The sequence below is a fragment of the Mitsuaria sp. CC2 genome, assembly GCF_048957715.1.
In the GTDB taxonomy this organism is placed as follows: Bacteria; Pseudomonadota; Gammaproteobacteria; order Burkholderiales; family Burkholderiaceae_C; genus Roseateles.
Genome location: NZ_JARVXN010000041.1, coordinates 11,987 through 30,120 on the forward strand (window position 1 = coordinate 11,987; position 18,134 = coordinate 30,120).

At 67.7% G+C, this 18,134-nt stretch carries 21 protein-coding genes; 9 read left to right on the forward strand and 12 right to left on the reverse strand.

The window, feature by feature from the left end:
* Positions 1-95: 95 nt before the first annotated feature.
* Together ispH and PV762_RS25730 are read right to left on the reverse strand one after the other, a co-directional pair.
* The gene (gene ispH, locus PV762_RS25725; RefSeq protein ID WP_421037851.1) at positions 96-1,076 is read right to left on the reverse strand and encodes a 4-hydroxy-3-methylbut-2-enyl diphosphate reductase; all 981 of its coding nucleotides are present in this window, start codon (positions 1,074-1,076) and stop codon (positions 96-98) included.
* The gene (locus PV762_RS25730) at positions 1,076-1,522 is read right to left on the reverse strand and encodes an FKBP-type peptidyl-prolyl cis-trans isomerase (RefSeq protein WP_421037852.1); all 447 of its coding nucleotides are present in this window, start codon (positions 1,520-1,522) and stop codon (positions 1,076-1,078) included. The genes ispH and PV762_RS25730 overlap by 1 nt, the downstream gene beginning before the upstream one ends.
* 73 nt (positions 1,523-1,595) lie before the next feature.
* On the opposite strand from PV762_RS25730, the gene radC reads away from it, so the two are divergent.
* Both radC and PV762_RS25740 read left to right on the forward strand, forming a co-directional pair.
* Positions 1,596-2,318: a RadC family protein gene (gene radC / locus PV762_RS25735; RefSeq protein ID WP_421037853.1), complete on the forward strand. Its 723-nt coding sequence runs from the start codon at positions 1,596-1,598 to the stop codon at positions 2,316-2,318.
* The gene (locus PV762_RS25740; RefSeq protein ID WP_421037854.1) at positions 2,315-2,953 is read left to right on the forward strand and encodes a Smr/MutS family protein; all 639 of its coding nucleotides are present in this window, start codon (positions 2,315-2,317) and stop codon (positions 2,951-2,953) included. Before radC ends, PV762_RS25740 begins: the two co-directional genes overlap by 4 nt.
* Before the next feature lie 331 nt (positions 2,954-3,284).
* On the opposite strand, the gene PV762_RS25745 is transcribed toward PV762_RS25740, so the two are convergent.
* Complete coding sequence (locus PV762_RS25745; RefSeq protein WP_421037855.1) at positions 3,285-3,668, reverse strand: hypothetical protein; 384 nt, start codon at positions 3,666-3,668, stop codon at positions 3,285-3,287.
* A gap of 253 nt (positions 3,669-3,921) precedes the next feature.
* Here PV762_RS25745 and PV762_RS25750 point away from each other — a divergent pair, with 253 nt between their 5' ends.
* A complete protein-coding gene (locus tag PV762_RS25750; RefSeq protein WP_421037856.1) occupies positions 3,922-5,577 on the forward strand; it encodes a twin-arginine translocation signal domain-containing protein in 1,656 nt (551 codons plus the stop codon).
* A gap of 24 nt (positions 5,578-5,601) precedes the next feature.
* On the opposite strand, the gene PV762_RS25755 is transcribed toward PV762_RS25750, so the two are convergent.
* From PV762_RS25755 to PV762_RS25765, 3 genes are all read right to left on the reverse strand, one after another.
* Complete coding sequence (locus tag PV762_RS25755) at positions 5,602-6,027, reverse strand: group II truncated hemoglobin (RefSeq protein WP_421037857.1); 426 nt, start codon at positions 6,025-6,027, stop codon at positions 5,602-5,604.
* Between the two features lie 73 nt (positions 6,028-6,100).
* Positions 6,101-6,913 (reverse strand): MinD/ParA family protein, encoded by an 813-nt coding sequence (locus PV762_RS25760; RefSeq protein ID WP_421037858.1) that lies wholly within the window; start codon positions 6,911-6,913, stop codon positions 6,101-6,103.
* A complete protein-coding gene (locus tag PV762_RS25765) occupies positions 6,910-7,629 on the reverse strand; it encodes a GGDEF domain-containing protein (RefSeq protein ID WP_421037859.1) in 720 nt (239 codons plus the stop codon). The genes PV762_RS25760 and PV762_RS25765 overlap by 4 nt, the downstream gene beginning before the upstream one ends.
* 186 nt (positions 7,630-7,815) lie before the next feature.
* On the opposite strand from PV762_RS25765, the gene PV762_RS25770 reads away from it, so the two are divergent.
* The 3 genes from PV762_RS25770 to PV762_RS25780 all read left to right on the forward strand — a co-directional run bounded on the left by PV762_RS25770 (position 7,816) and on the right by PV762_RS25780 (position 10,629).
* A complete protein-coding gene (locus PV762_RS25770) occupies positions 7,816-8,685 on the forward strand; it encodes a CheR family methyltransferase (RefSeq protein WP_421037860.1) in 870 nt (289 codons plus the stop codon).
* A 61-nt stretch (positions 8,686-8,746) separates the two neighbouring features.
* Entirely contained in the window at positions 8,747-9,418 is a 672-nt protein-coding gene (gene cheD, locus PV762_RS25775; protein ID WP_421037861.1) for a chemoreceptor glutamine deamidase CheD, read from the forward strand.
* A gap of 86 nt (positions 9,419-9,504) precedes the next feature.
* Positions 9,505-10,629 (forward strand): protein-glutamate methylesterase/protein-glutamine glutaminase, encoded by a 1,125-nt coding sequence (locus tag PV762_RS25780; RefSeq protein WP_421037862.1) that lies wholly within the window; start codon positions 9,505-9,507, stop codon positions 10,627-10,629.
* A gap of 85 nt (positions 10,630-10,714) precedes the next feature.
* On the opposite strand, the gene PV762_RS25785 is transcribed toward PV762_RS25780, so the two are convergent.
* The gene (locus PV762_RS25785) at positions 10,715-11,104 is read right to left on the reverse strand and encodes a hypothetical protein (protein WP_421037863.1); all 390 of its coding nucleotides are present in this window, start codon (positions 11,102-11,104) and stop codon (positions 10,715-10,717) included.
* A gap of 180 nt (positions 11,105-11,284) precedes the next feature.
* Between PV762_RS25785 and PV762_RS25790 the strand changes: the two genes are divergently transcribed.
* Positions 11,285-12,274 (forward strand): LysR substrate-binding domain-containing protein, encoded by a 990-nt coding sequence (locus PV762_RS25790; protein ID WP_421037864.1) that lies wholly within the window; start codon positions 11,285-11,287, stop codon positions 12,272-12,274.
* On the opposite strand, the gene hemW is transcribed toward PV762_RS25790, so the two are convergent.
* The 5 genes from hemW to PV762_RS25815 all read right to left on the reverse strand — a co-directional run bounded on the left by hemW (position 12,240) and on the right by PV762_RS25815 (position 16,797).
* Positions 12,240-13,424, reverse strand: a complete 1,185-nt coding sequence (gene hemW / locus PV762_RS25795; protein ID WP_421037984.1) for a radical SAM family heme chaperone HemW — start codon at positions 13,422-13,424, stop codon at positions 12,240-12,242. The two genes, PV762_RS25790 and hemW, sit on opposite strands and share 35 nt — an antisense overlap.
* 21 nt (positions 13,425-13,445) lie before the next feature.
* Positions 13,446-14,069 (reverse strand): RdgB/HAM1 family non-canonical purine NTP pyrophosphatase, encoded by a 624-nt coding sequence (gene rdgB, locus PV762_RS25800; protein WP_421037865.1) that lies wholly within the window; start codon positions 14,067-14,069, stop codon positions 13,446-13,448.
* Between the two features lie 80 nt (positions 14,070-14,149).
* The gene (rph, locus tag PV762_RS25805) at positions 14,150-14,884 is read right to left on the reverse strand and encodes a ribonuclease PH (protein WP_421037866.1); all 735 of its coding nucleotides are present in this window, start codon (positions 14,882-14,884) and stop codon (positions 14,150-14,152) included.
* A gap of 48 nt (positions 14,885-14,932) precedes the next feature.
* Entirely contained in the window at positions 14,933-15,832 is a 900-nt protein-coding gene (locus PV762_RS25810; protein WP_067275106.1) for a PP2C family protein-serine/threonine phosphatase, read from the reverse strand.
* Positions 15,829-16,797, reverse strand: coding sequence for a serine/threonine protein kinase (locus PV762_RS25815; protein WP_058936168.1), 969 nt, complete (start codon positions 16,795-16,797; stop codon positions 15,829-15,831). Before PV762_RS25815 ends, PV762_RS25810 begins: the two co-directional genes overlap by 4 nt.
* A 31-nt stretch (positions 16,798-16,828) precedes the next feature.
* Here PV762_RS25815 and PV762_RS25820 point away from each other — a divergent pair, with 31 nt between their 5' ends.
* Together PV762_RS25820 and PV762_RS25825 are read left to right on the forward strand one after the other, a co-directional pair.
* Positions 16,829-17,746 carry a YicC/YloC family endoribonuclease gene (locus PV762_RS25820; RefSeq protein WP_421037867.1) on the forward strand — a complete coding sequence of 306 codons (918 nt, stop codon included), beginning with the start codon at positions 16,829-16,831 and terminating at the stop codon, positions 17,744-17,746.
* A 66-nt stretch (positions 17,747-17,812) separates the two neighbouring features.
* Positions 17,813-18,124 (forward strand): helix-turn-helix domain-containing protein, encoded by a 312-nt coding sequence (locus PV762_RS25825; RefSeq protein WP_421037868.1) that lies wholly within the window; start codon positions 17,813-17,815, stop codon positions 18,122-18,124.
* Positions 18,125-18,134: the final 10 nt, after the last annotated feature.

Sequence of the window (18,134 nt, forward strand, 5' to 3'; positions counted from 1 at the left end):
CGGCGATGCATGGGGGAGTGTCGGTCAGCAGGAGCTCGACGAGGAGCTCATCCCGAACTGGGCGGCGCCCCTCCGAAGAGGGGGCGGCGCGACGATCAAGATCGGCCGGTCGTGACCTCGGCCATCGACTTGTCACCCAGCCCCATCGGCAGCGGGAAGCGCACGTGCTCCTCGACACCCGGCAGCGTGCGCACGGTCGTCGCGCCCAGCTCGCGCAGGCGCGAGATCACGGCCTGCACCAGCACGTCCGGTGCCGAAGCCCCCGCCGTGAGGCCCACCTTCGAGCGACCGTCCAGCCATTCGGCCTGCACGTCCTCGGCGGCATCGACCATGTAGGCCGGCGTGCCCAGGCGCTCGGCCAGCTCGCGCAGGCGGTTGCTGTTGGAGCTGGTCGGGCTGCCGACCACCACCACCACGTCCACCTGCGGCGCCATCACCTTCACCGCGTCCTGGCGGTTCTGCGTGGCGTAGCAGATGTCCTGCTTCTTCGGCTCGCGGACTTCGGGGAAATGCTGCTTCACGGCACGCAGGATCTCGGCCGCGTCGTCGACGCTCAGCGTGGTTTGCGTGACCACCGCCAGCCGGCTCGGATCCTTGACCCGCACGTGCGGCACGTCCGACACCTCTTCGACCAGGTAGATCCCGTCGCTGAGCTGCCCCATCGTGCCTTCGACCTCGGGGTGTCCCTTGTGGCCGATCATGATGAATTCGTAGCCTTCGCGGTGCAGCTTGGCCACCTCCACGTGGACCTTGGTCACCAGCGGGCAGGTCGCGTCGAAGATCTGGAAGCCGCGCGCCTGCGCTTCCTTGCGCACCGCCTGGCTGACGCCGTGGGCCGAGAACACCAGCGTGGCGCCCGCGGGCACCTCGGCGAGGTCCTCGATGAAGATCGCGCCCTTGGCCTTCAGGTCGTTGACGACGTAGGTGTTGTGCACGATCTCGTGCCGCACGTAGATCGGCGCGCCGAACTTCTTCAGCGCGCGTTCGACGATCTCGATCGCGCGGTCCACGCCGGCGCAGAAGCCGCGCGGCTCGGCCAGCACGATGTCCTTCATGTTCACGTCCATCGCCGTCATCACAGCACCCCGATCAGCTGCACCTCGAAGCTGACGGGCTGTCCCGCCAACGGGTGATTGAAGTCGAACAGCAACCAGTCCTCCCCCAGCTCGCGCACGACGCCGGCGTACTGCCCCTGGCCGTCCGGCGTCGGGAACTGCACGACGTCGCCGACGTGGTATTCCTCGTCCGGATCGCCCAACTGGCGCATCAGCGAGCGCTTCACGCGCTGCAGCAACTCGGGGTTGCGCTCGCCGAAGGCCTCGCCCGGCGCCAGTTCAACGCGGGTATGCGTGCCCTCGGCCAGGCCGACCAGGCGCGCCTCGATCGCGGGCGCCAGCTCGCCGGCGCCCAGCGTCAGCGTGGCCGGCAGCTTGTCGGCGAAGGTGTTGATCAGGTCCTGGCCGTCCGGCCCGCTCAGCCGGTAATGCAGGGTCAGGAAGGATCCTGGTTGAACGAGGGTCACTAGTCAGGGGGATTTTGGGAATCGAAGCGTGATTTTAGGCTGTAGCGCCACCTTCCCTCCTCCGAGTCCCGACATGACCGTTCTCCCTGACCCGAACGCCCCGCCCCGGCCGTCCGCTCCGTCGGTCATCGCCGAGCTGCCGCCCGAGGTCCGTCCGCGTGAGAAGCTGCTGGCTCGGGGCGCGTCCGCCCTCTCAGATGCGGAGTTGCTGGCGATCCTTCTGCGCACCGGACTTCCAGGGCGGCCGGTCCTGACCCTGTCGCGCGACGTGCTCGATAGCTGCGGCGGCTTTCGCGGCCTGCTGCGCGCACCGGCCTCCTCGCTCGCCGGGGCCAAAGGCCTGGGCCCCGCCAAGCGCTCGACGCTTCTGGCGATACTAGAGATCGCCCGGCGCGCCTTTCGCGAAGCGCTCGCCGACGGGCCGGTCTTCGAGTCCGCCGAAGCGGTGCGCGATTACCTCCGCCTGGAGTACGACGACAAGCGCGCCGAATGCTTCGCGGTGATGTTCCTGGACATCCAGCATCGGCTGATCGCACTGGAGACGCTGTTCCACGGTACCCTTTCCCATACCATGGTGTACCCCCGAGATGTGGTGAAACGCGCGCTGACCCTGGACGCCGCCGCGGTGATCCTGGTTCACAACCACCCATCGGGGCGTACCGATCCGTCGCCGCAGGACGTCCAACTGACCCGCGCGATGATCGAGTCGCTGGCGCTCATCGACGTGAAGGTCCTGGACCATTTCATCGTCGGCGTGGGCCAGCCCGCATCGATGACCGACCTGGGCCTGCTGTGACCGACCGACTGCGCAGCCTGCAAGACCTGCAGACGCTGCACCGAGAACTGAAGCTCCGCCAACGCGCGGAGGAGGAGCGCCGTGAGCGCGAGGCCGCGCTCGCGCGTCTGCGCGACGAGGAAGCCCGCATCTTCGAGCGCACCGTGGGCCAAGTCGTGCCGCTGCCCGTGTCCAACCGCGTGATCCTCAACGCGGGCCGCCCCGAGCCGGAGCCGCGCCAGCGCGAGCTCGACGAGCAGATGGCCTGGAAGCAGGCGCTGTCGGACGATTTCGACGTCGACTCGCTGCTGGAGACCGACGAGACGCTGTCCTTCCGCCGACCGGAGGTCTCCGCCGAATCAGTGCGCAAGCTCAGACGCGGCCACTGGGCGCTGCAGGCCCAGATCGACCTGCACGGACTGCGCCGAGATCAGGCGCGCGAGGCGCTGGGCACTTTCATCCACGACAGCGCCCGACGCGGCCTGCGCTGCGTGCGCGTGGTCCACGGCAAGGGCAACGGCTCGCCCGGGCGCGAGCCCGTGCTGAAGGCCCGCGTGCGCCGCTGGCTCGTCCAGAAGCAGGAAGTCCTGGCCTTCGTCCAGGCCCGCGCCAGCGATGGCGGCAGCGGCGCGCTGATGGTCCTGCTCAACAGCTGAGCGTCGCCGCTCTCCCTCCCCCTCGCCCACACGGGCTTTCCCCCTCCCCTGCCCCGCGTTGTTTTCCGGAACACGCGATTGCATCGCCCTGCCCGCATGGCTAGTCTGCGGACATGCCGGCGTAGTCGAGAACCGTTCTCAATCAAGACACCCGGCGCGATCTGCACGCAGATGGCGGCGCCGGAGATGCCTCCGGTGAATTGGACCGGCGAAGCGCTGTTCCGCGCCGTGGCCGAAGTGCAAGGCGGTCGCGTCGTCGCGGTGCAGCTCCAGACGCTCGGCGGCGCGATGGACGCCCGCACTCGCCGCGCGTTCTCCACTCAGTCCCGCATCAATGCAGCATCAAGCTGCCGTAGGGCGAGACCGGCGTCGTGAACGCCATCAGCAGGCGCTCGGGACGGAACTCGCCGACCGTATCAGCGCCCTGCCAGTGCGTCTCGATCGCATGCTCCAGTCCCTTGAGCACGCAGAACGACATGAAGGCGTGTTCCGCCTCCTCGCCGTCCATGTCCACATGCTGCAGCCGTACGCAGGCCGCGCGCAGGAAGTTCAGCATCTGGATGGGGCTGTCGCTGTCCGGGCAATAACCGGCGCAGACCTCGATGTCTTCCCGGGCGTCGTCGGACAGCCAGAGTCGGCCGTCGTCGATCCGGACATGCATCAGGTCGGGATTGGCGTCGATGCCGACCTCATCGTCGTGGAGCAGCGTGTACATGATGGTTGCAACGGTAGACGAAGGCGCATCGCCGTGTTCATCGGCTCCCCCGCCTGGAGCGGCGGCAGTGTCAGATATGCACGCTGAACAAGGCGTTTACATCATTTCGAGTCATTGCACGAGACGCATGCCGGCGGGATCGCGCCGTCACCGATCGACGCACCTCGACACAGCCGCCCGGGGAACGCGTGCATAAAGTCGCGCCTGCCTGACGCCTTCACACCTTTGCCGGCGTCACAGTTGGAGATCCCTCGTGACCTTGTCCCGTCGCACCTTCCTCGGCAACGCCGCCGCCGCTGCCGGCGCCGCCGCAGCCTCCACGCTGCCCTTGTCCAACGCCGTCGCCGCCAGTCCGGTCGGCGACGTGGTCGGCAAGATCACCGTGGGCTACCAGGGCTGGTTCGCCTGCGCCGGGGACAACGCGCCGATCAACGGCTGGTGGCATTGGGCGCAGGACTGGAGCCGCACGCCCTCCCCGACCAACCGCGCGATCATCTCGTGGCCCGACATGCGCGAATACGCCGCCGGCTATGCCACCGCCTTCTCCCGGCTCGGCAACGGCGGTCCGGCGACGCTGTTCTCGTCCCACGACCAGTCCACCGTCGACACCCACTTCCGCTGGATGCAGCAGAACGGCTGCGACACCGCCGCGCTGCAACGCTTCAATCCCAACGGCGGCGAAGGCGCCACGCGCGACGCGATGGCCCTGAAGGTGCGCAGCGCCGCCGAGTCCTACGGCCGCAAGTTCTACGTCATGTACGACGTGAGCGGCTGGCGCAACATGCAGCCCGAGATCAAGGCGGACTGGCTGAACAAGATGTCGGCGCTGGTGGCCTCCTCGGCCTATGCGCGGCAGAACGGCAAGCCGGTCGTGGGGATCTGGGGCTTCGGCTTCAATGACGACAACCATCCCTGGTCCGCCGCCGCCTGCCTGGACGTCATCCAATGGTTCAAGAGCCAGGGCTGCTACGTGATGGGCGGCGTGCCGACCTACTGGCGCGAAGGCAAGAACGATTCGCGCGCCGGCTACCTCGACGTCTATCACGCATTCAACATGATCTCGCCCTGGATGGTCGGCCGCATCGGCGACGCCGCCGGGTCGGACTGGTTCTACCAGAACGTCAACCTCGGCGACCAGGCCGACTGCAACGCGCGCGGCATCGACTACCAGCCCTGCGTGTTGCCCGGCGACCTGAGCGCCCGTCAGCGCGCGCACGGCGACTTCATGTGGCGCCAGTTCTACAACATGGTGCGCCTGGGCTCGCAGGGGATCTACATCTCCATGTTCGACGAGTTCAACGAGGGCAACCAGATCGCCAAGACCGCCGAGACCGCCGCCTTCGTGCCGTCGGGCTCCGGCATCCTGGCACTGGACGAGGACGGCACCGGCTGCTCGTCGGACTACTACCTGCGCCTGACCAACGACGGCGGCCGCATGCTGAAGGGCCTGTTGCCGCTCACGCCGACGCGCCCGACTCAGCCGGTGGTCGGCGCGACCCCGCCCGCGGCGCAAGTGGTGACGCTGCGCGCCCGCGTGAACAACCGCTACGTGACCGCCGAAAACGCCGGCGCCGCATCACTGATCGCCAACCGCGACGCCATCGGCGGCTGGGAGCAATTCGAACTGCTGGACGCCGGCACCGGCAACATCGCGCTGCGCGCGCGAGCGAACGGCAAGCTGGTCTGCGCCGAGAACGGCGGCGGCTCCGCGCTGATCGCGAACCGGACCGCGATCGGCCCGTGGGAAACGTTCAAGCTGATCCGCAACCCGAATGGCTCGGTGACGCTGCAGTCGCTCGCGAACAACCGCTACGTGACGGCCGAGAACGCCGGCGCCGCGTCGCTGATCGCGAACCGGACCGCCATCGGTCCATGGGAGCAGTTCGACCTGATCACCGCGGCGCGCTGAGGCGCGGCTGAGACGCGTCTCGCCTCAGACGTTGCGCATCCAGTCCGCCGTGTTGGCGAACGAAGCGGCCAGGCGCCGCTGCAGTTCGACGTCGAGCTCGCATTCGGCCATCGCCTGCGTCATCGCCGACATCCACTGGTCGCGCTCGGCGATGCCGATGCGATAAGGCATGTGGCGGGCGCGCAGGCGCGGATGGCCGAAGCGCTCAACGAAGTGGTCGGGCCCGCCCAGCCAGCCGCACAGGAACCAGAACAGCTTGTCGCGCGAGCCGTCCAGCGTCGTCGGATGGATCGCCCGCAGCTGCGCGAAACGCGGCTCCAGGTCCATCAGGTCGTAGAAGCGGTCGACGAGGCGTCGGACCGCGTCCTCGCCGCCGACCCACTCGAAGGGAGTCGCGGGCGCGGCGCCCGCGGGGGTGCCGTCGGCACCGGTCTCGGTGGAATCAGTCATCGGGGAACGGGGAGCGCAAGGCAGGAACGAGGACAGGAGCGGGAGTGGAAGCGGACACCCGGAACGGGCCGTATCAGGCGTATCCGGCGGAGTATTCCAGCACCTTGGTCGCGAGCCCGCGGATCCCCTGCGCCGCGTCGCAGCCGGGGTAGTGTTCCAGCAGCAGCTGCCGCTTGAGCACCGCCTGCCGGACCATCGGGTCGTTCTTCACCTCGCCGAGCAGTTCCAGCTTGAAGGCCTGGCCCGGCGTCGAGCCGACGAAGCGCTGCAGCACCTGCTGCAACTGGCCGCAGATCAGCTTGCCCTCGCCGGGCCGGTTGGCCTGGTTGACGACCAGGCGCACCAGGCGGCGCTCCTGCTGCGTGGCCAGCACCTTGATGGTGGCGTACGCGTCCGTCAGCGAGGTCGGCTCCGGCGTCGCGACGACGAGCACGTCGTGCGCCATCGACACCGAGAACAGCACCACGTCCGAGATGCCGGCGCCGGTGTCCAGCAGCACGTAGTCGAAGCGCGGACGCACGACCTCCAGGATGTGCAGCAGCTTGTCGCGCACGTCGGGCGTCAGCCGCGAGTACTCGACCATGCCCGAGCCCGCCAGCAGCACGTGGAAGCCGCCCGGCGCGGGCAGGATGGCCTGGTCCAGGGAGCAGCGGTCGGTGAAGACGTCGTGCAGCGTGAGCTTGGGGTGCAGGTTCAGCACCACGTCCAGGTTGGCCAGGCCGAGGTCGGCATCCAGCACCAGCACACGCTCGCCGCGCGCGGCCAGGGCCGCCGCCAGGTTGGCGGTGACGAAGGTCTTGCCCACGCCGCCCTTGCCGCTCGTGACGGCCAAGGTGCGAGCGCCTCCGCGGGCTTTCGGTGCAGCAGGAGCTGTTGTATTGCTCATTCACTATCCTGTTGCGTTACGGCGAACAACATGCCCTTTTCCTCGGCGCTCACCAGCGAGTCCACATGACTCTCGAGGCAGGCGCGGTTGCGGCCTTCGGCCTTGGCCCGGTAGAGCTGACGGTCCGCGCGCTCCGTCCAGATCAGCGTCGACGATCGCACCCACTGCGGCGCGAACGCCCCGCCGATGCTGATCGTGCAGGTCAGCGGCGCATGGCCGGCGCCCGCGCTGATCGCCAGCGCCTGCACCCGCTGCCGGATGCGTTCCGCGACCGTCACCCCGACCGAGGTCGGGCAGTTGGGCAGGATGATGGCGAACTCTTCGCCGCCGATCCGCGCCACCGTGTCCATCGGCCTCACCGTCTGCGCGATCGACTGCGCGACCGCGCGGATCACCAGGTCGCCGGCCGCGTGACCGTGCTGGTCGTTGACCGCCTTGAAGTGGTCGATGTCCAGCATCAGCAGCAGCGCCGGTTCCCCGGACCGCGCCACGCGGTCCACCTCGCGCGCCAGCGCCATCTCGAAGCTGCGGCGGTTGACCAGTCCGGTCAACGCATCCTTGCTGGAGAGGTCGCACAAGGCGTCGAGGATGCCCTGCAGCCAGAGCTCCGAATACGGTTCGGCGTCAGGCAGCATGGCCCCGGCCTGTTGCAGCAGTTGCAGGGCCAGGTCCAGGCGCAGCTTGTGGGCTGCTATGAGACTTTGCGGAGCGTCCAAGGTCGATTCGGGCAATTTCGAGGGCAGTCTAGCGGCTTCCCCCCCAAATGAGCGCGCAGAAAAGAGGGGATCCCCCCACCTCTTTCACACATCAAATGGGCCAAACACACTCAAACTAGCTATTGTCGACAATGGCGATCACCCGGTGCTACGGCATCTCCTCCTCGAATAAAACCAAACAGCCCCATGCGCCCAGGTCAACCGGTTTCCATCGCGGCCCCGCCCCAGGTGGAGGCGATCGATCATGAGTTCAGCTTCAGCAAGGCCGACTTCGAACGCGTCCGGCAGCTGATCTACCAGCACGCCGGCATCTCGCTGCACGACGGCAAGCATGCGATGGTCTACAGCCGGCTGTCGCGCCGGCTGCGCGACACCGGCTACAAGAGCTTCGCCGACTACCTCCAGTGGCTGGAGGGCGTCACCGGCCCGCAGGGCGACCAGGAGTGGCAGGAGTTCGTGAACTGCCTCACCACCAACCTGACCTCGTTCTTCCGCGAGGACCACCATTTCCTGTCGCTCACCGATGACCTCAAGACGCTGACCGGCAAGCCGATCCGCATCTGGTGCTGCGCGGCGTCGACCGGCGAGGAGCCCTACTCCATCGCCATGACCTGCCAGGAATCGCTGGGCGCCGGCAGCGGCGTTCAGATCGTCTCCAGCGACATCGACACCAACGTGCTGAACACCGCGCGCAAGGGCGTCTATGCGGCCGAGTCGCGCGGCCTGTCGCCGCAGCGGCTCAAGCAGTTCTTCCTGCGCGGCACCGGCGCCAACGAGGGCCGCATCCGCGTGCGCCCGGAACTGGCCAAGATGATCGACTTCCGGCCGCTGAACCTGATGCACACCACGTGGTCGCTGGGCGATCCCTTCCACGTCGTGTTCTGCCGCAACGTGATGATCTATTTCGACGCCCCGACGCAGCGCAAGGTGCTGGAGCGCATCCACAAGGTGATGCGTCCGGGCGGGCTGCTGTTCGTCGGGCATTCCGAGAACTTCACCGACTCCCGCGATCTCTTCCGCCTGCGCGGCAAGACGATCTACGAGCGCGTCGGCTGATCGCCGCCAACGATCCGCCGCACGACGATCCGAAGAACCTTCATTCAGCGACACCACCCCCATGACCCTGCCTTCAGCCTCCTCCGCGATGCAGCAAAGCGCGGCGCTGGCCAGCGCCGGCGCGGCCCGCGTGGCCCAGCTCAAGTCGGTGACGCGCAAGAACGGCGAGGCGTCGTTCTTCTTCTACGAAGCGCATTTCAAGAACGCCGCGGTCAAGGTCCTGCCCGGCGAGTACTTCGTCGACAACGACGACATCCTGGTCATGACCACGCTGGGCTCGTGCATCGCGGCCTGCCTGTGGGACCGGCACGCGCAGATCGGCGGCATGAACCACTTCATGCTGCCCGAGGGCCAGGGCGACTCGGGCCGCTACGGCTCGTTCGCGATGGAACTGCTGATCAACGAGATGATGAAGCGCGGCGCCTCCAAGAGCCGCATGGAAGCGAAGATCTTCGGCGGCGGCGCGGTGATCGCCGGCATGAACACGATCAACGTCGGCGAGCGCAACACCAACTTCGTCATCGACTTCCTGAAGCTGGAACGCATCCCCATCGTGTCCAAGGACGTGATGGACGTGTACCCGCGCAAGGTGTGTTTCCTGCCCAAGAGCGGCAAGGCGATGGTCAAGCGCCTGGCGCCCACCAACACCGAGACGCTGGTGCAGCAGGACCGGGCCGCGGCGCAGCAGGCGCAGCCGGTGGCGAGCACCGGCGGGTCCATCGACCTGTTCTGACACCGACGCATCACTGAGACAACACCGGGGCGGCAGCGCGGCAGCAAGGCCGCGGCATGCCCGGCAGTACCGAGGAGCAAGAAGACATGGCCAAGACCACCGTCGTCGTCGTCGACGATTCCGCGCTGGTGCGGAGCATCCTGACCGAGATCATCAACCGCCAGCCCGACATGCAGTGCATCGGCGCGGCGAGCGACCCGCTGGTCGCGCGCGAGATGATCCGCAACCTCAACCCCGACGTGATCACCCTGGACGTCGAGATGCCGAAGATGGACGGCCTCGATTTCCTGCAGCGCCTGATGCGCCTGCGGCCGATGCCGGTCGTGATGGTGTCGACGCTGACCGAGCGCGGCGCCGAGGTCACGCTGAAGGCGCTCGAGCTGGGCGCGGTGGACTTCGTCGCCAAGCCCAAGATCGGCGTGGCCGACGGCATCCGCGCGCTGGCGCAGGACATCACGGACAAGATCCGCATCGCGGCGAAGGCGCAGATCCGGCGCCTGCACGCGCCGGGTGCGGCCGCGGCGCCCGGCGCGTCCGGAACGGCCGCCGCGACCGGCGGCGCGACGCCGCCGCTCAAGCCCGCCTCGCCGATCGCGAGCCTGGGCCGGTTGTCGACCGAGAAGATCATCTTCATCGGCGCGTCGACCGGCGGCACCGAGGCGACCAAGGACGTGCTGATCAACCTGCCCGCCGACTGCCCGGCGGTCTGCATCACGCAGCACATGCCGGCGGGCTTCACCCGCAGCTACGCGGCGCGGCTGGACGGCCTGTGCAAGATCCGAGTGAAGGAGGCGCAGGACGGCGAGCGGATCCTGCCCGGCCACGGCTACATCGCGCCGGGCGGCATGCACTTCAGCGTCGAGCGCTCCGGCGCCAACTACATCGCCCGCGTGCAGGACGGCGAGGCGGTGAACCGCCACAAGCCGTCGGTGGAAGTGCTGTTCAACTCCGCCGCGCGCGTGGTGGGCCAGAACGCGCTGGGCATCATGCTCACCGGCATGGGCGCTGACGGCGCCAAGGCGATGAAGGCGATGAAGGACGCGGGCTCCTACAACCTCGTGCAGGACGAGGCGACCTGCGTCGTCTTCGGCATGCCGCGCGAGGCGATCAACGCCGGTGCCGCCGACGAGGTCCTGCCGCTGCACCAGATCGCCACCCGGCTGATCGAACGCCTGCGCAGCACGTCCGGCATGTCGATGAACCGGGTGTGATCACCGGCTGATCGTCACTTCCCGGCGGGGAGTTCCTCGCCGACCACGACACGGGCGCCGACGATGCGCCCGTTCGCATTTCCGCTCATCGGGCGCGGCCCTTCTTCTCTTCGTTGGCACGGTCGTTGGCTCGGTTGACGGCCGGCAGCGCACGTGCGGGCGCGACCGCCTGGCGATCGTTGGCCGCGGCGACCAGCGTCACCTGGCGCGCGGCCTGCTCGCGCGCCAGGCGCTGCGCTTCGACCTGCGCGACGCGCTGCTCGCGGGCGGCGATCTGCAGCTCGGCGTTGATGTCGTTGAATGCGTTGGCGTTGGAGACCAGCGCCAGCGCGGAGAGGATCGCGATCAGTACGGTCAACGCCGGGCCGATCACCGGGAAGCGGGACCACGGCGAATAGGCGTGGCAAGGCGCCGGCGTCGCGCGCGTGGCCAGTCGGGGTGCCTGGAGGCAGGCGGTGATGTCGGGCTCGTTCATGGTCGTTCCTTCGTTCATCGGGGGGAGTTCTGGATCAGTGCTGGTAATGCTAGATGCCCAACAGACGCCCTCCAAACGCTATATCCTTGCCTCCTTGAGTAGCCAAACTTTCCAACAAGTCGCTACAGTCGCCCTCGCTCCCCTTCCCGCTCCCCTTCCCGCTCTGCCGGAGGACACCCGATGCGACTCCCCCGCCTGCCGCTCCAGTACCTGGCCGCCTTCCGCGCCGCCGCGCTGCACCAGAACCTGCGCGCCGCGTCCGAGGAGCTCAACCTGACGCATTCCGCGGTGAGCCAGCAGATCCGCGCGCTGGAGTTGCAGCTGGGCTTTCCGGTCTTCGATCGACAGGGACGACGCGTGGTGCTGAACGCCGCCGGCGCCGCGCTGCTGCGCGGCGTGGAACGCGCCTACCAGGAGCTCGACCAGGGCCTGCGCGCCGCGACCTCGGCGCACGGCGTCGGGCAGCGCAGCCTGCGCGTGACGGTGCTGCCCTCTTTCGCGCAGCGCTGGCTGCTGCCGCGGCTGGGCCGCTGGCACGCGCGGCATCCCGAGGTGACGATCGAGATCGAGGCGACGGCCCGGCTGGTCGATCTGGAGCGGGAGAAATTCGACATCGCGTTGCGGCAGGGCCTCGGTCCCTGGCCGGGCCTGACGAGTGAACCGCTCTTCGACCTGTCGATGCTGCCGGTGGCGTCGCCCGCCCTGGCGCACCAGTTGATCGGGCAGCCGCTGGAGGCGCTGGCCCAGGCGCCCTTGCTCGGCGATCCGGCGCAGTGGGAAGACTGGTTCTCGCAGGCCGGCCTGCGGCGCCAGGTCGTGCCCGTCGCGATCTTCAACGACTTCGGCATCCTGCTGCAGGCCGCCGAGCAGGGCATGGGCGTCGGCCTGACGCGCGAGCTGCTGGCGGCGGATGCGCTGCTCGACGGCCGCCTCGTGCGCGTCGCGCCGCGACAGGCGATGCTCAAGGAGCCGCAGCGGTATCACATCGTCTACGCGCCGCAGTCGCGCGAGGAACCCGCCGTGCGCGCCTTCATCGACTGGCTGCACGAGGAGACCGCGCAGTCACGCGCGGCGCTGGACGGGTCGTCGACCTGCCTGGCGACGGGCCGCGTCACGGCCCCCGCCCCCGGCAAGGTCACGATGCCAGAAACAGTTCCTGCAGATCGCTGAGGAAGTCGAAGCCGCGCGGCGTCGCGCGGATCACGGCCGGATCGGGGTCGAGCAGGCCCTTCGCACGCCCGTCCGCCATCGCCTTGGCGATCGCCGATGGCGGCAGCCCGGTGCGTTCGAGGAAGCTCTGCATCGTCACGCCTTCGCGCAGGCGCAGCGCGTTGAGCATGAACTCGAAGGGCAGCTCGTTGCGGGCGACTTCGTTCTCGTTGGACACGGCCTGACCCTCGGCGGCCTTCTGCATGAAGGTCGCGGGATCGCGCCAGCGCACCTGCCGCAGCAGCCGGTGCGCGAAGCTGAGCTTCGTGTGCGCGCCGGCCCCGATGCCGAGGTAGTCGCCGAACTGCCAGTAGTTGCTGTTGTGCGTGCAGCGATGGCCGTCGCGCGCATAGGCCGAAACCTCGTAGCGCGACATGCCCTTCGCGCCGGTGCGCGCGGTGATCAGGTCCAGCATGTCGCTGGCGAGGTCCGGATCGGGCAGGTGATCCGGCGGCGCGTTCGCGAAGCGCGTGTTGGGCTCGATCGTCAGGTGGTAGACCGACAGATGCGGCGGATCGAAGGCCAGCGCGTTGTCCAGGTCCTGGTCGAGCTCCGCCAGCGTCTGCCCCGGCAGTGCGTACATCAGGTCGATGTTGAACGTGCCGAAGGAGCGGGCCGCTTCTTCGATCGCCGCGCGCGCCTGCGTGCCGCTGTGGATGCGCCCGAGCGCATGCAGTTTCGCGTCGTCGAAGCTCTGCACGCCGATCGACAGCCGAGTCACGCCCGCCTGCGCGAAGCCGGCGAAGCGGTCCTTCTCGAAGGTGCCGGGATTGGCTTCCATCGTGATCTCGCAGCCGGGCTCCAGCGGCAGCCGCGCGCGCAGGTCGGAGATCAACTCGGCGATCTGCTCCGGCGCGAACAGGCTGGGCGTGCCGCCGCCGATGAAGATCGACACGACGGCGCGGCCCCAGATCAGCGGCAGCGCGGCTTCCAGATCGGACCGCAGCGCGGCGAGGTACTGGCGCGCAGTCTCCACGTCGAGTTCGCGCCCGTCCCGGTATTCATGCGAGTTGAAGTCGCAGTACGGGCACTTGCGGATGCACCACGGCAGATGCACGTACAGCGACAGCGGGGGCAGCGCCGACAGCGTCAGCGTGCCGGGCCGCATCATGCGGATGATGTCGGCCACGGCTCAGTCCAGGTGCCCCGGATGCCCCAGGTGCCAGCTCTCGCGCATCTGGCGCAGCAGGTCCTGCGACGCGAGCGCGCGATGGCTCAGGCGGTTCTTCGCCTCGGCGCCCAGCGCCGCGACGCTCTTCCCGAGTCCGGGAATGAACAGCAGCGGGTCGTAGCCGAAGCCGCCCTCGCCTTCCTGCGCGTGCAGGATTTCGCCGTGCCAGCGACCCATCGCGATCAGCGGTTCCGGATCGTCGGCCGAGCGCACCGCCACCAGCGCGCAGACGAAGCGTGCGCGCCGGTCCTCGATGCCATCGAGCTTCTCCAGCAGCACACGGTTGTTCTCGGCATCGCTCTTCTCGCGGCCGAACAGCGTCGCATAACGCGCCGACAGCACGCCCGGCATGCCGCCGAGCGCATCGACCGCCAGGCCTGAATCGTCCGCCAGCGCCGGCAGGCCGCTGGCCTTGGCCGCATGGCGGGCCTTGGTCAGACCGTTCTCGACGAAGGTGTGGAAAGGCTCTTCCGCCTCCGGGATGCCGAGGCTGCCCTGCGTCACGAGTTCGACGCCCAGCGGCTCGAACAGTACCTGCAGTTCCTTCAGCTTCTTCGCATTGTTGGAGGCCAGGACCAACTTCATCGCTTGCTCCAATCGACGGAGATTACTGGGGATTCATCGGGTCTCCGCCCACGGGGCCGCCGGCGGAGTTCCCTGGAAAGTCACTTCAGGCCGAGCGCCTCACGCTGCGCGACGAGCAGCTCGCGGATGCCCTTCTCGGCCAGGTTCAGCAGCACGTCGACCTCGGCGCGCGTGAACGCGACGCCTTCGGCCGTGCCCTGCAGCTCGACGAAGTGTCCCGCACCGTTCATGACCACGTTCATGTCGGTGTCGCAGGCGGAATCCTCGACGTATTCGAGGTCCAGCAGCGCCTGGCCGTCCAGGATGCCGACGGAGATCGCGGCGACCGCGTCCTTCAGCGGCGTGTCGACGATCTTGCCCTGCGCGATCAGCCAGCTCACCGCGTCGTGGGCGGCCACGTAGGCGCCGGTGATCGCCGCGGTGCGCGTGCCGCCGTCGGCCTGCAGCACGTCGCAGTCGATCTGGATGGTGCGCTCGCCGAGCTTGGACAGGTCGAACACCGCGCGCAGCGCGCGGCCGATCAGTCGCTGGATCTCCTGCGTGCGGCCGGTCTGCTTGCCGCGCGCGGCCTCGCGGTCGCTGCGGGTGTGCGTGGCGCGGGGCAGCATGCCGTATTCGGCGGTGACCCAGCCCTCGCCGCTGCCGCGCTTGTGCGGCGGCACCTTCTCTTCGACCGACGCGGTGCACAACACCTTGGTGTCGCCGAACTCGATGAGCACGGCCCCTTCGGCGTGACGCGTGTAGTGGCGGGTGATGCGGACCGGACGCAAGGCGTCCGCCGCGCGCCCTTGCGGGCGGGTGGCGCTGCTGCTCATGGGAAATTCCTTTGACGGGACCCGTCGGCCGGGTCCTTCAATGACAGTTCAGTGGGGCTTCTTGCCGGCCTTGCGGATCGCGTCCTGGATCTCGCGCACGGCGGAATCGATCTCGGCCTCGTCGAGCTGCACGTCCTGGGTCGCCCCGTGGATCGTGGAGGCGAAGCCTTCCTGGTCGAGGTCCTGCGTGGAGATGGAATCCGGGGCGTCGCCCTCGCCTTCCCACTCCACGGCCAGGGCCGTGACATTGTCGCTGCGCGCGCCGGCCTGGCGCAGCGCCTGCTCGACGAGCTCCGGCACCGCGTCGCCGACCGAGCGGCTGTCGGACATGTGACGCAGGATGTCCACGTCGCTGACCGAGCTCCACAGCCCGTCCGAGCACAGCAGCATGCGGTCGCCGTTCTGCAGCAGCACGGGCCCGTTGACGTCGATCATCGGCTTGCCGGGGCTGCCGAGACACGTGAACAGCACGTGGCGGTTGAAGCGTTCGGCGCCGGTCGCGTGGCGACCCAGCGCTTCCTGCAGCTCGCTGTAGGAATGGTCGCGGGTGCGGGCGATCAGCTCGGTCTCGCGCAGCAGGTACATGCGGGAGTCGCCGCAATGCGCCCACCAGATCTGCCCCTGTTGCATCAGCCCGACGACGATGGTCGTGCGCGGCGTGTCGTTCATGCCGCGCTGCTGTGCGTAGGTCAGCAGCTGCTGGTGCGCGAGCAGCACCGCCGTCTCCAGGAACTGCGAAGGTTCCTTGATCACCGGCTGCGCGTCGCGCTGGAACAGCGCCGCGACGTTCTGGAGCGCCAGATGGGCGGCGACTTCGCCGTCCGGATGGCCGCCCATGCCGTCGGCGAGGGCGAAGAGACCGGCCTCGCGGGTATAGCAATACCCCATGCGGTCCTCGTTCTTCTCCCGTCCGCCACGGCGGCTCACCTGATAGACGGAGAACTTCACGCCTTGGCCCCGGTCTTCAGGTTCTCCAGCTGCAGCTTGAGGCGCTCGCTGAAGCTGAGCTTGGTGTAGCGACGCTCGGTCTCGCGCGACAGTTCCTTCTGCAGCGCGAAGACGCTCTGCGGACGGGTCAGCGGATCGAGCGACATGCACCACTCGGTCACTTCGAGCAGGTTGTCGGAATACACGTTGCGCAGGCGCGAGAGCGACAGCCCCAGGCGATCCTTCTCCAGGCGCTGCGGCGCGTCGTTGGGCGGATAACCCTGCATGCAGGCGTAGATGCAGGCGCCGATCGCGTAGATGTCGGTCCACGGGCCCAGCGAGCCGTCGCGGCGGTACATCTCGGGCGCGGCGAAGCCGGGCGTGTACATCGGCCGGATGAAGTTGCCTTCCTTGGACAGCACTTCGCGGGCCGCACCGAAATCGAGCAGCACCGCCTTGTTGTCGTTGGTGATGAAGATATTGGCCGGCTTGATGTCCAGGTGCAGCATCTTGTGCTGGTGCACGATGCGCAGGCCCTTGAGGATTTCGTCGAAGAGCGACCGGATGGTCGATTCGCGGAACACCTTGTCACGCTTCAAATCGCGGGCGGTCACGATGAAATCCTGCAAGGTATCGCCCTGCAGGTAATTCATGACCATATAGACGGTCTCGTTCTCGCGCAGGAAATTCAGCACCGAGACGACGCTCGGGTGCGAAATCTGCGCGAGGGAGCGGCCTTCCTCGAAAAAGCTGCGCAGCCCCAGGCGGTAGAGGGGCTGTTTCTCCGGTTTCACGCGAGGCGTGAGTTCTCCGGGAGATCGTTCTGCAAGGGACGACGGGAGGTATTCCTTCAGAGCCACCAAGTGATGGTCGGGGTCTTCGGCGAGATAAACGACGCCGAATCCGCCCGCAGCCAGTTTCTTGATGATCTGATAGCCCCCCACCACCGTGCCTGCGGGCAATGGCGCCGGTTTCGGCTTTGACATAATCGTGGTTCGATTTCTCTACCGATAGCTGATGCCAGTTTACAGCATGACCGGTTATGCCAGCGCCACGGCACAACCCGCGAACTCCGGCGAAACCCCTAGCCCGGCCACCCCACCCGCGGTCACGGTGGAGGCGCGCTCGGTGAACGGACGCTTCCTCGACCTGAGTTTCCGCATGCCCGACGAGCTGCGCTCGCTCGAGCCAGCGCTGCGCGAGCTGGTCTCGGGCAGCGTCAAGCGGGGCAAGATCGAACTGAGGATCAACACCCACAAGGACACCGACACGTCGTGGCCGAACCCGCAGCCAGAGCAGCTCAACCGGCTTTCGCGGCTGGAATCGCAGGTGCAATCCTGGCTGCCTAAAGCGCAGGGATTGAGCGTCCAGGAAGCGCTGAACTGGTGCAAGACCGGCGCGACCGGCGCTTCGGCGAATGACGAGACGGTGCTCGACGCAGCGCGTCAATGCATCCAGGGATTCCTGGAAGCGCGTGAGCGCGAAGGCGGGAAATTGGTAACGATGCTCAAGCAGCGCGTCGCCACTTTGCGGGACCTCGCCACACAGGCCGAGCCGCTGATCCCGGCGGCGGTGCAACGTCAGCGGGAACGTTTCCTCGAACGCTGGCAGGAGGCGCTGAGCGCCACCGGCGCCACGCAGACGATCTCCGAGCAGTCGCTGCAGGAGCGCGCCGTCAACGAGGCGGCGGCCTATGCGCTGCGCATCGACGTCGCCGAGGAGCTGACGCGGCTGCGCGCCCACCTCGACGAGATCGACCGCCTGCTCAAGAAGGGCGGCGAGGTCGGCAAGCGCCTGGACTTCCTGATGCAGGAGCTGCACCGCGAAGCCAACACGCTGGGCTCGAAGGCCGCGGCCATCGAGCTGACCAACATCTCGGTCGAGATGAAGGTCGCCATCGAGCAGATGAAGGAACAGGTGCAGAACATCGAGTGATCCGCCCTCCTCAAATGCCATTAAAATGCTTGTTATGAAGCGAAAACATAGATAGCAACCATAAAAATGGCATTTACGCTGGCGACAGCCCATGAGATCCTTGAGGCGCTTGGACAACGCGTCCGTGCGCAACGGCTGGCTCAGAAGCTGTCTCAGCAGGAGCTGGCCAGGATGGCCGGACTGTCGCTGGGCGCACTGCGCAAGTTGGAGAGCAACGGGCAGTCGTCCCTGGAGACGGTGATCCGCGTCGTGCAAGCGCTTGGACTGGTCGATGAACTGGAGGAGCTGTTCGTGCTCAAGCGCCAGTCCATCGCCCAGATGGAACAAGCCGAAGCCGCCGACCAGCGGCAGCGCGCGCCTCGCCGGAGATCCTCATGACACTCGATCT

What these genes read in the sequence shown, in the direction of transcription:
- ispH (WP_421037851.1), bottom strand. Translation starts at nt 1,076, where the DNA reads ATGACGGCGATGGACGTGAACATGAAGGACATCGTGCTGGCCGAGCCG.
- radC (WP_421037853.1), top strand. Translation starts at nt 1,596, where the DNA reads ATGACCGTTCTCCCTGACCCGAACGCCCCGCCCCGGCCGTCCGCTCCG.
- PV762_RS25745 (WP_421037855.1), bottom strand. Translation starts at nt 3,668, where the DNA reads ATGTACACGCTGCTCCACGACGATGAGGTCGGCATCGACGCCAATCCC.
- PV762_RS25755 (WP_421037857.1), bottom strand. Translation starts at nt 6,027, where the DNA reads ATGACTGATTCCACCGAGACCGGTGCCGACGGCACCCCCGCGGGCGCC.
- PV762_RS25760 (WP_421037858.1), bottom strand. Translation starts at nt 6,913, where the DNA reads ATGAGCAATACAACAGCTCCTGCTGCACCGAAAGCCCGCGGAGGCGCT.
- PV762_RS25770 (WP_421037860.1), top strand. Translation starts at nt 7,816, where the DNA reads ATGCGCCCAGGTCAACCGGTTTCCATCGCGGCCCCGCCCCAGGTGGAG.
- cheD (WP_421037861.1), top strand. Translation starts at nt 8,747, where the DNA reads ATGACCCTGCCTTCAGCCTCCTCCGCGATGCAGCAAAGCGCGGCGCTG.
- PV762_RS25780 (WP_421037862.1), top strand. Translation starts at nt 9,505, where the DNA reads ATGGCCAAGACCACCGTCGTCGTCGTCGACGATTCCGCGCTGGTGCGG.
- PV762_RS25785 (WP_421037863.1), bottom strand. Translation starts at nt 11,104, where the DNA reads ATGAACGAGCCCGACATCACCGCCTGCCTCCAGGCACCCCGACTGGCC.
- PV762_RS25790 (WP_421037864.1), top strand. Translation starts at nt 11,285, where the DNA reads ATGCGACTCCCCCGCCTGCCGCTCCAGTACCTGGCCGCCTTCCGCGCC.
- hemW (WP_421037984.1), bottom strand. Translation starts at nt 13,424, where the DNA reads ATGATGCGGCCCGGCACGCTGACGCTGTCGGCGCTGCCCCCGCTGTCG.
- rdgB (WP_421037865.1), bottom strand. Translation starts at nt 14,069, where the DNA reads ATGAAGTTGGTCCTGGCCTCCAACAATGCGAAGAAGCTGAAGGAACTG.
- rph (WP_421037866.1), bottom strand. Translation starts at nt 14,884, where the DNA reads ATGAGCAGCAGCGCCACCCGCCCGCAAGGGCGCGCGGCGGACGCCTTG.
- PV762_RS25815 (WP_058936168.1), bottom strand. Translation starts at nt 16,797, where the DNA reads ATGTCAAAGCCGAAACCGGCGCCATTGCCCGCAGGCACGGTGGTGGGG.
- PV762_RS25820 (WP_421037867.1), top strand. Translation starts at nt 16,829, where the DNA reads ATGCCAGTTTACAGCATGACCGGTTATGCCAGCGCCACGGCACAACCC.
- PV762_RS25825 (WP_421037868.1), top strand. Translation starts at nt 17,813, where the DNA reads ATGGCATTTACGCTGGCGACAGCCCATGAGATCCTTGAGGCGCTTGGA.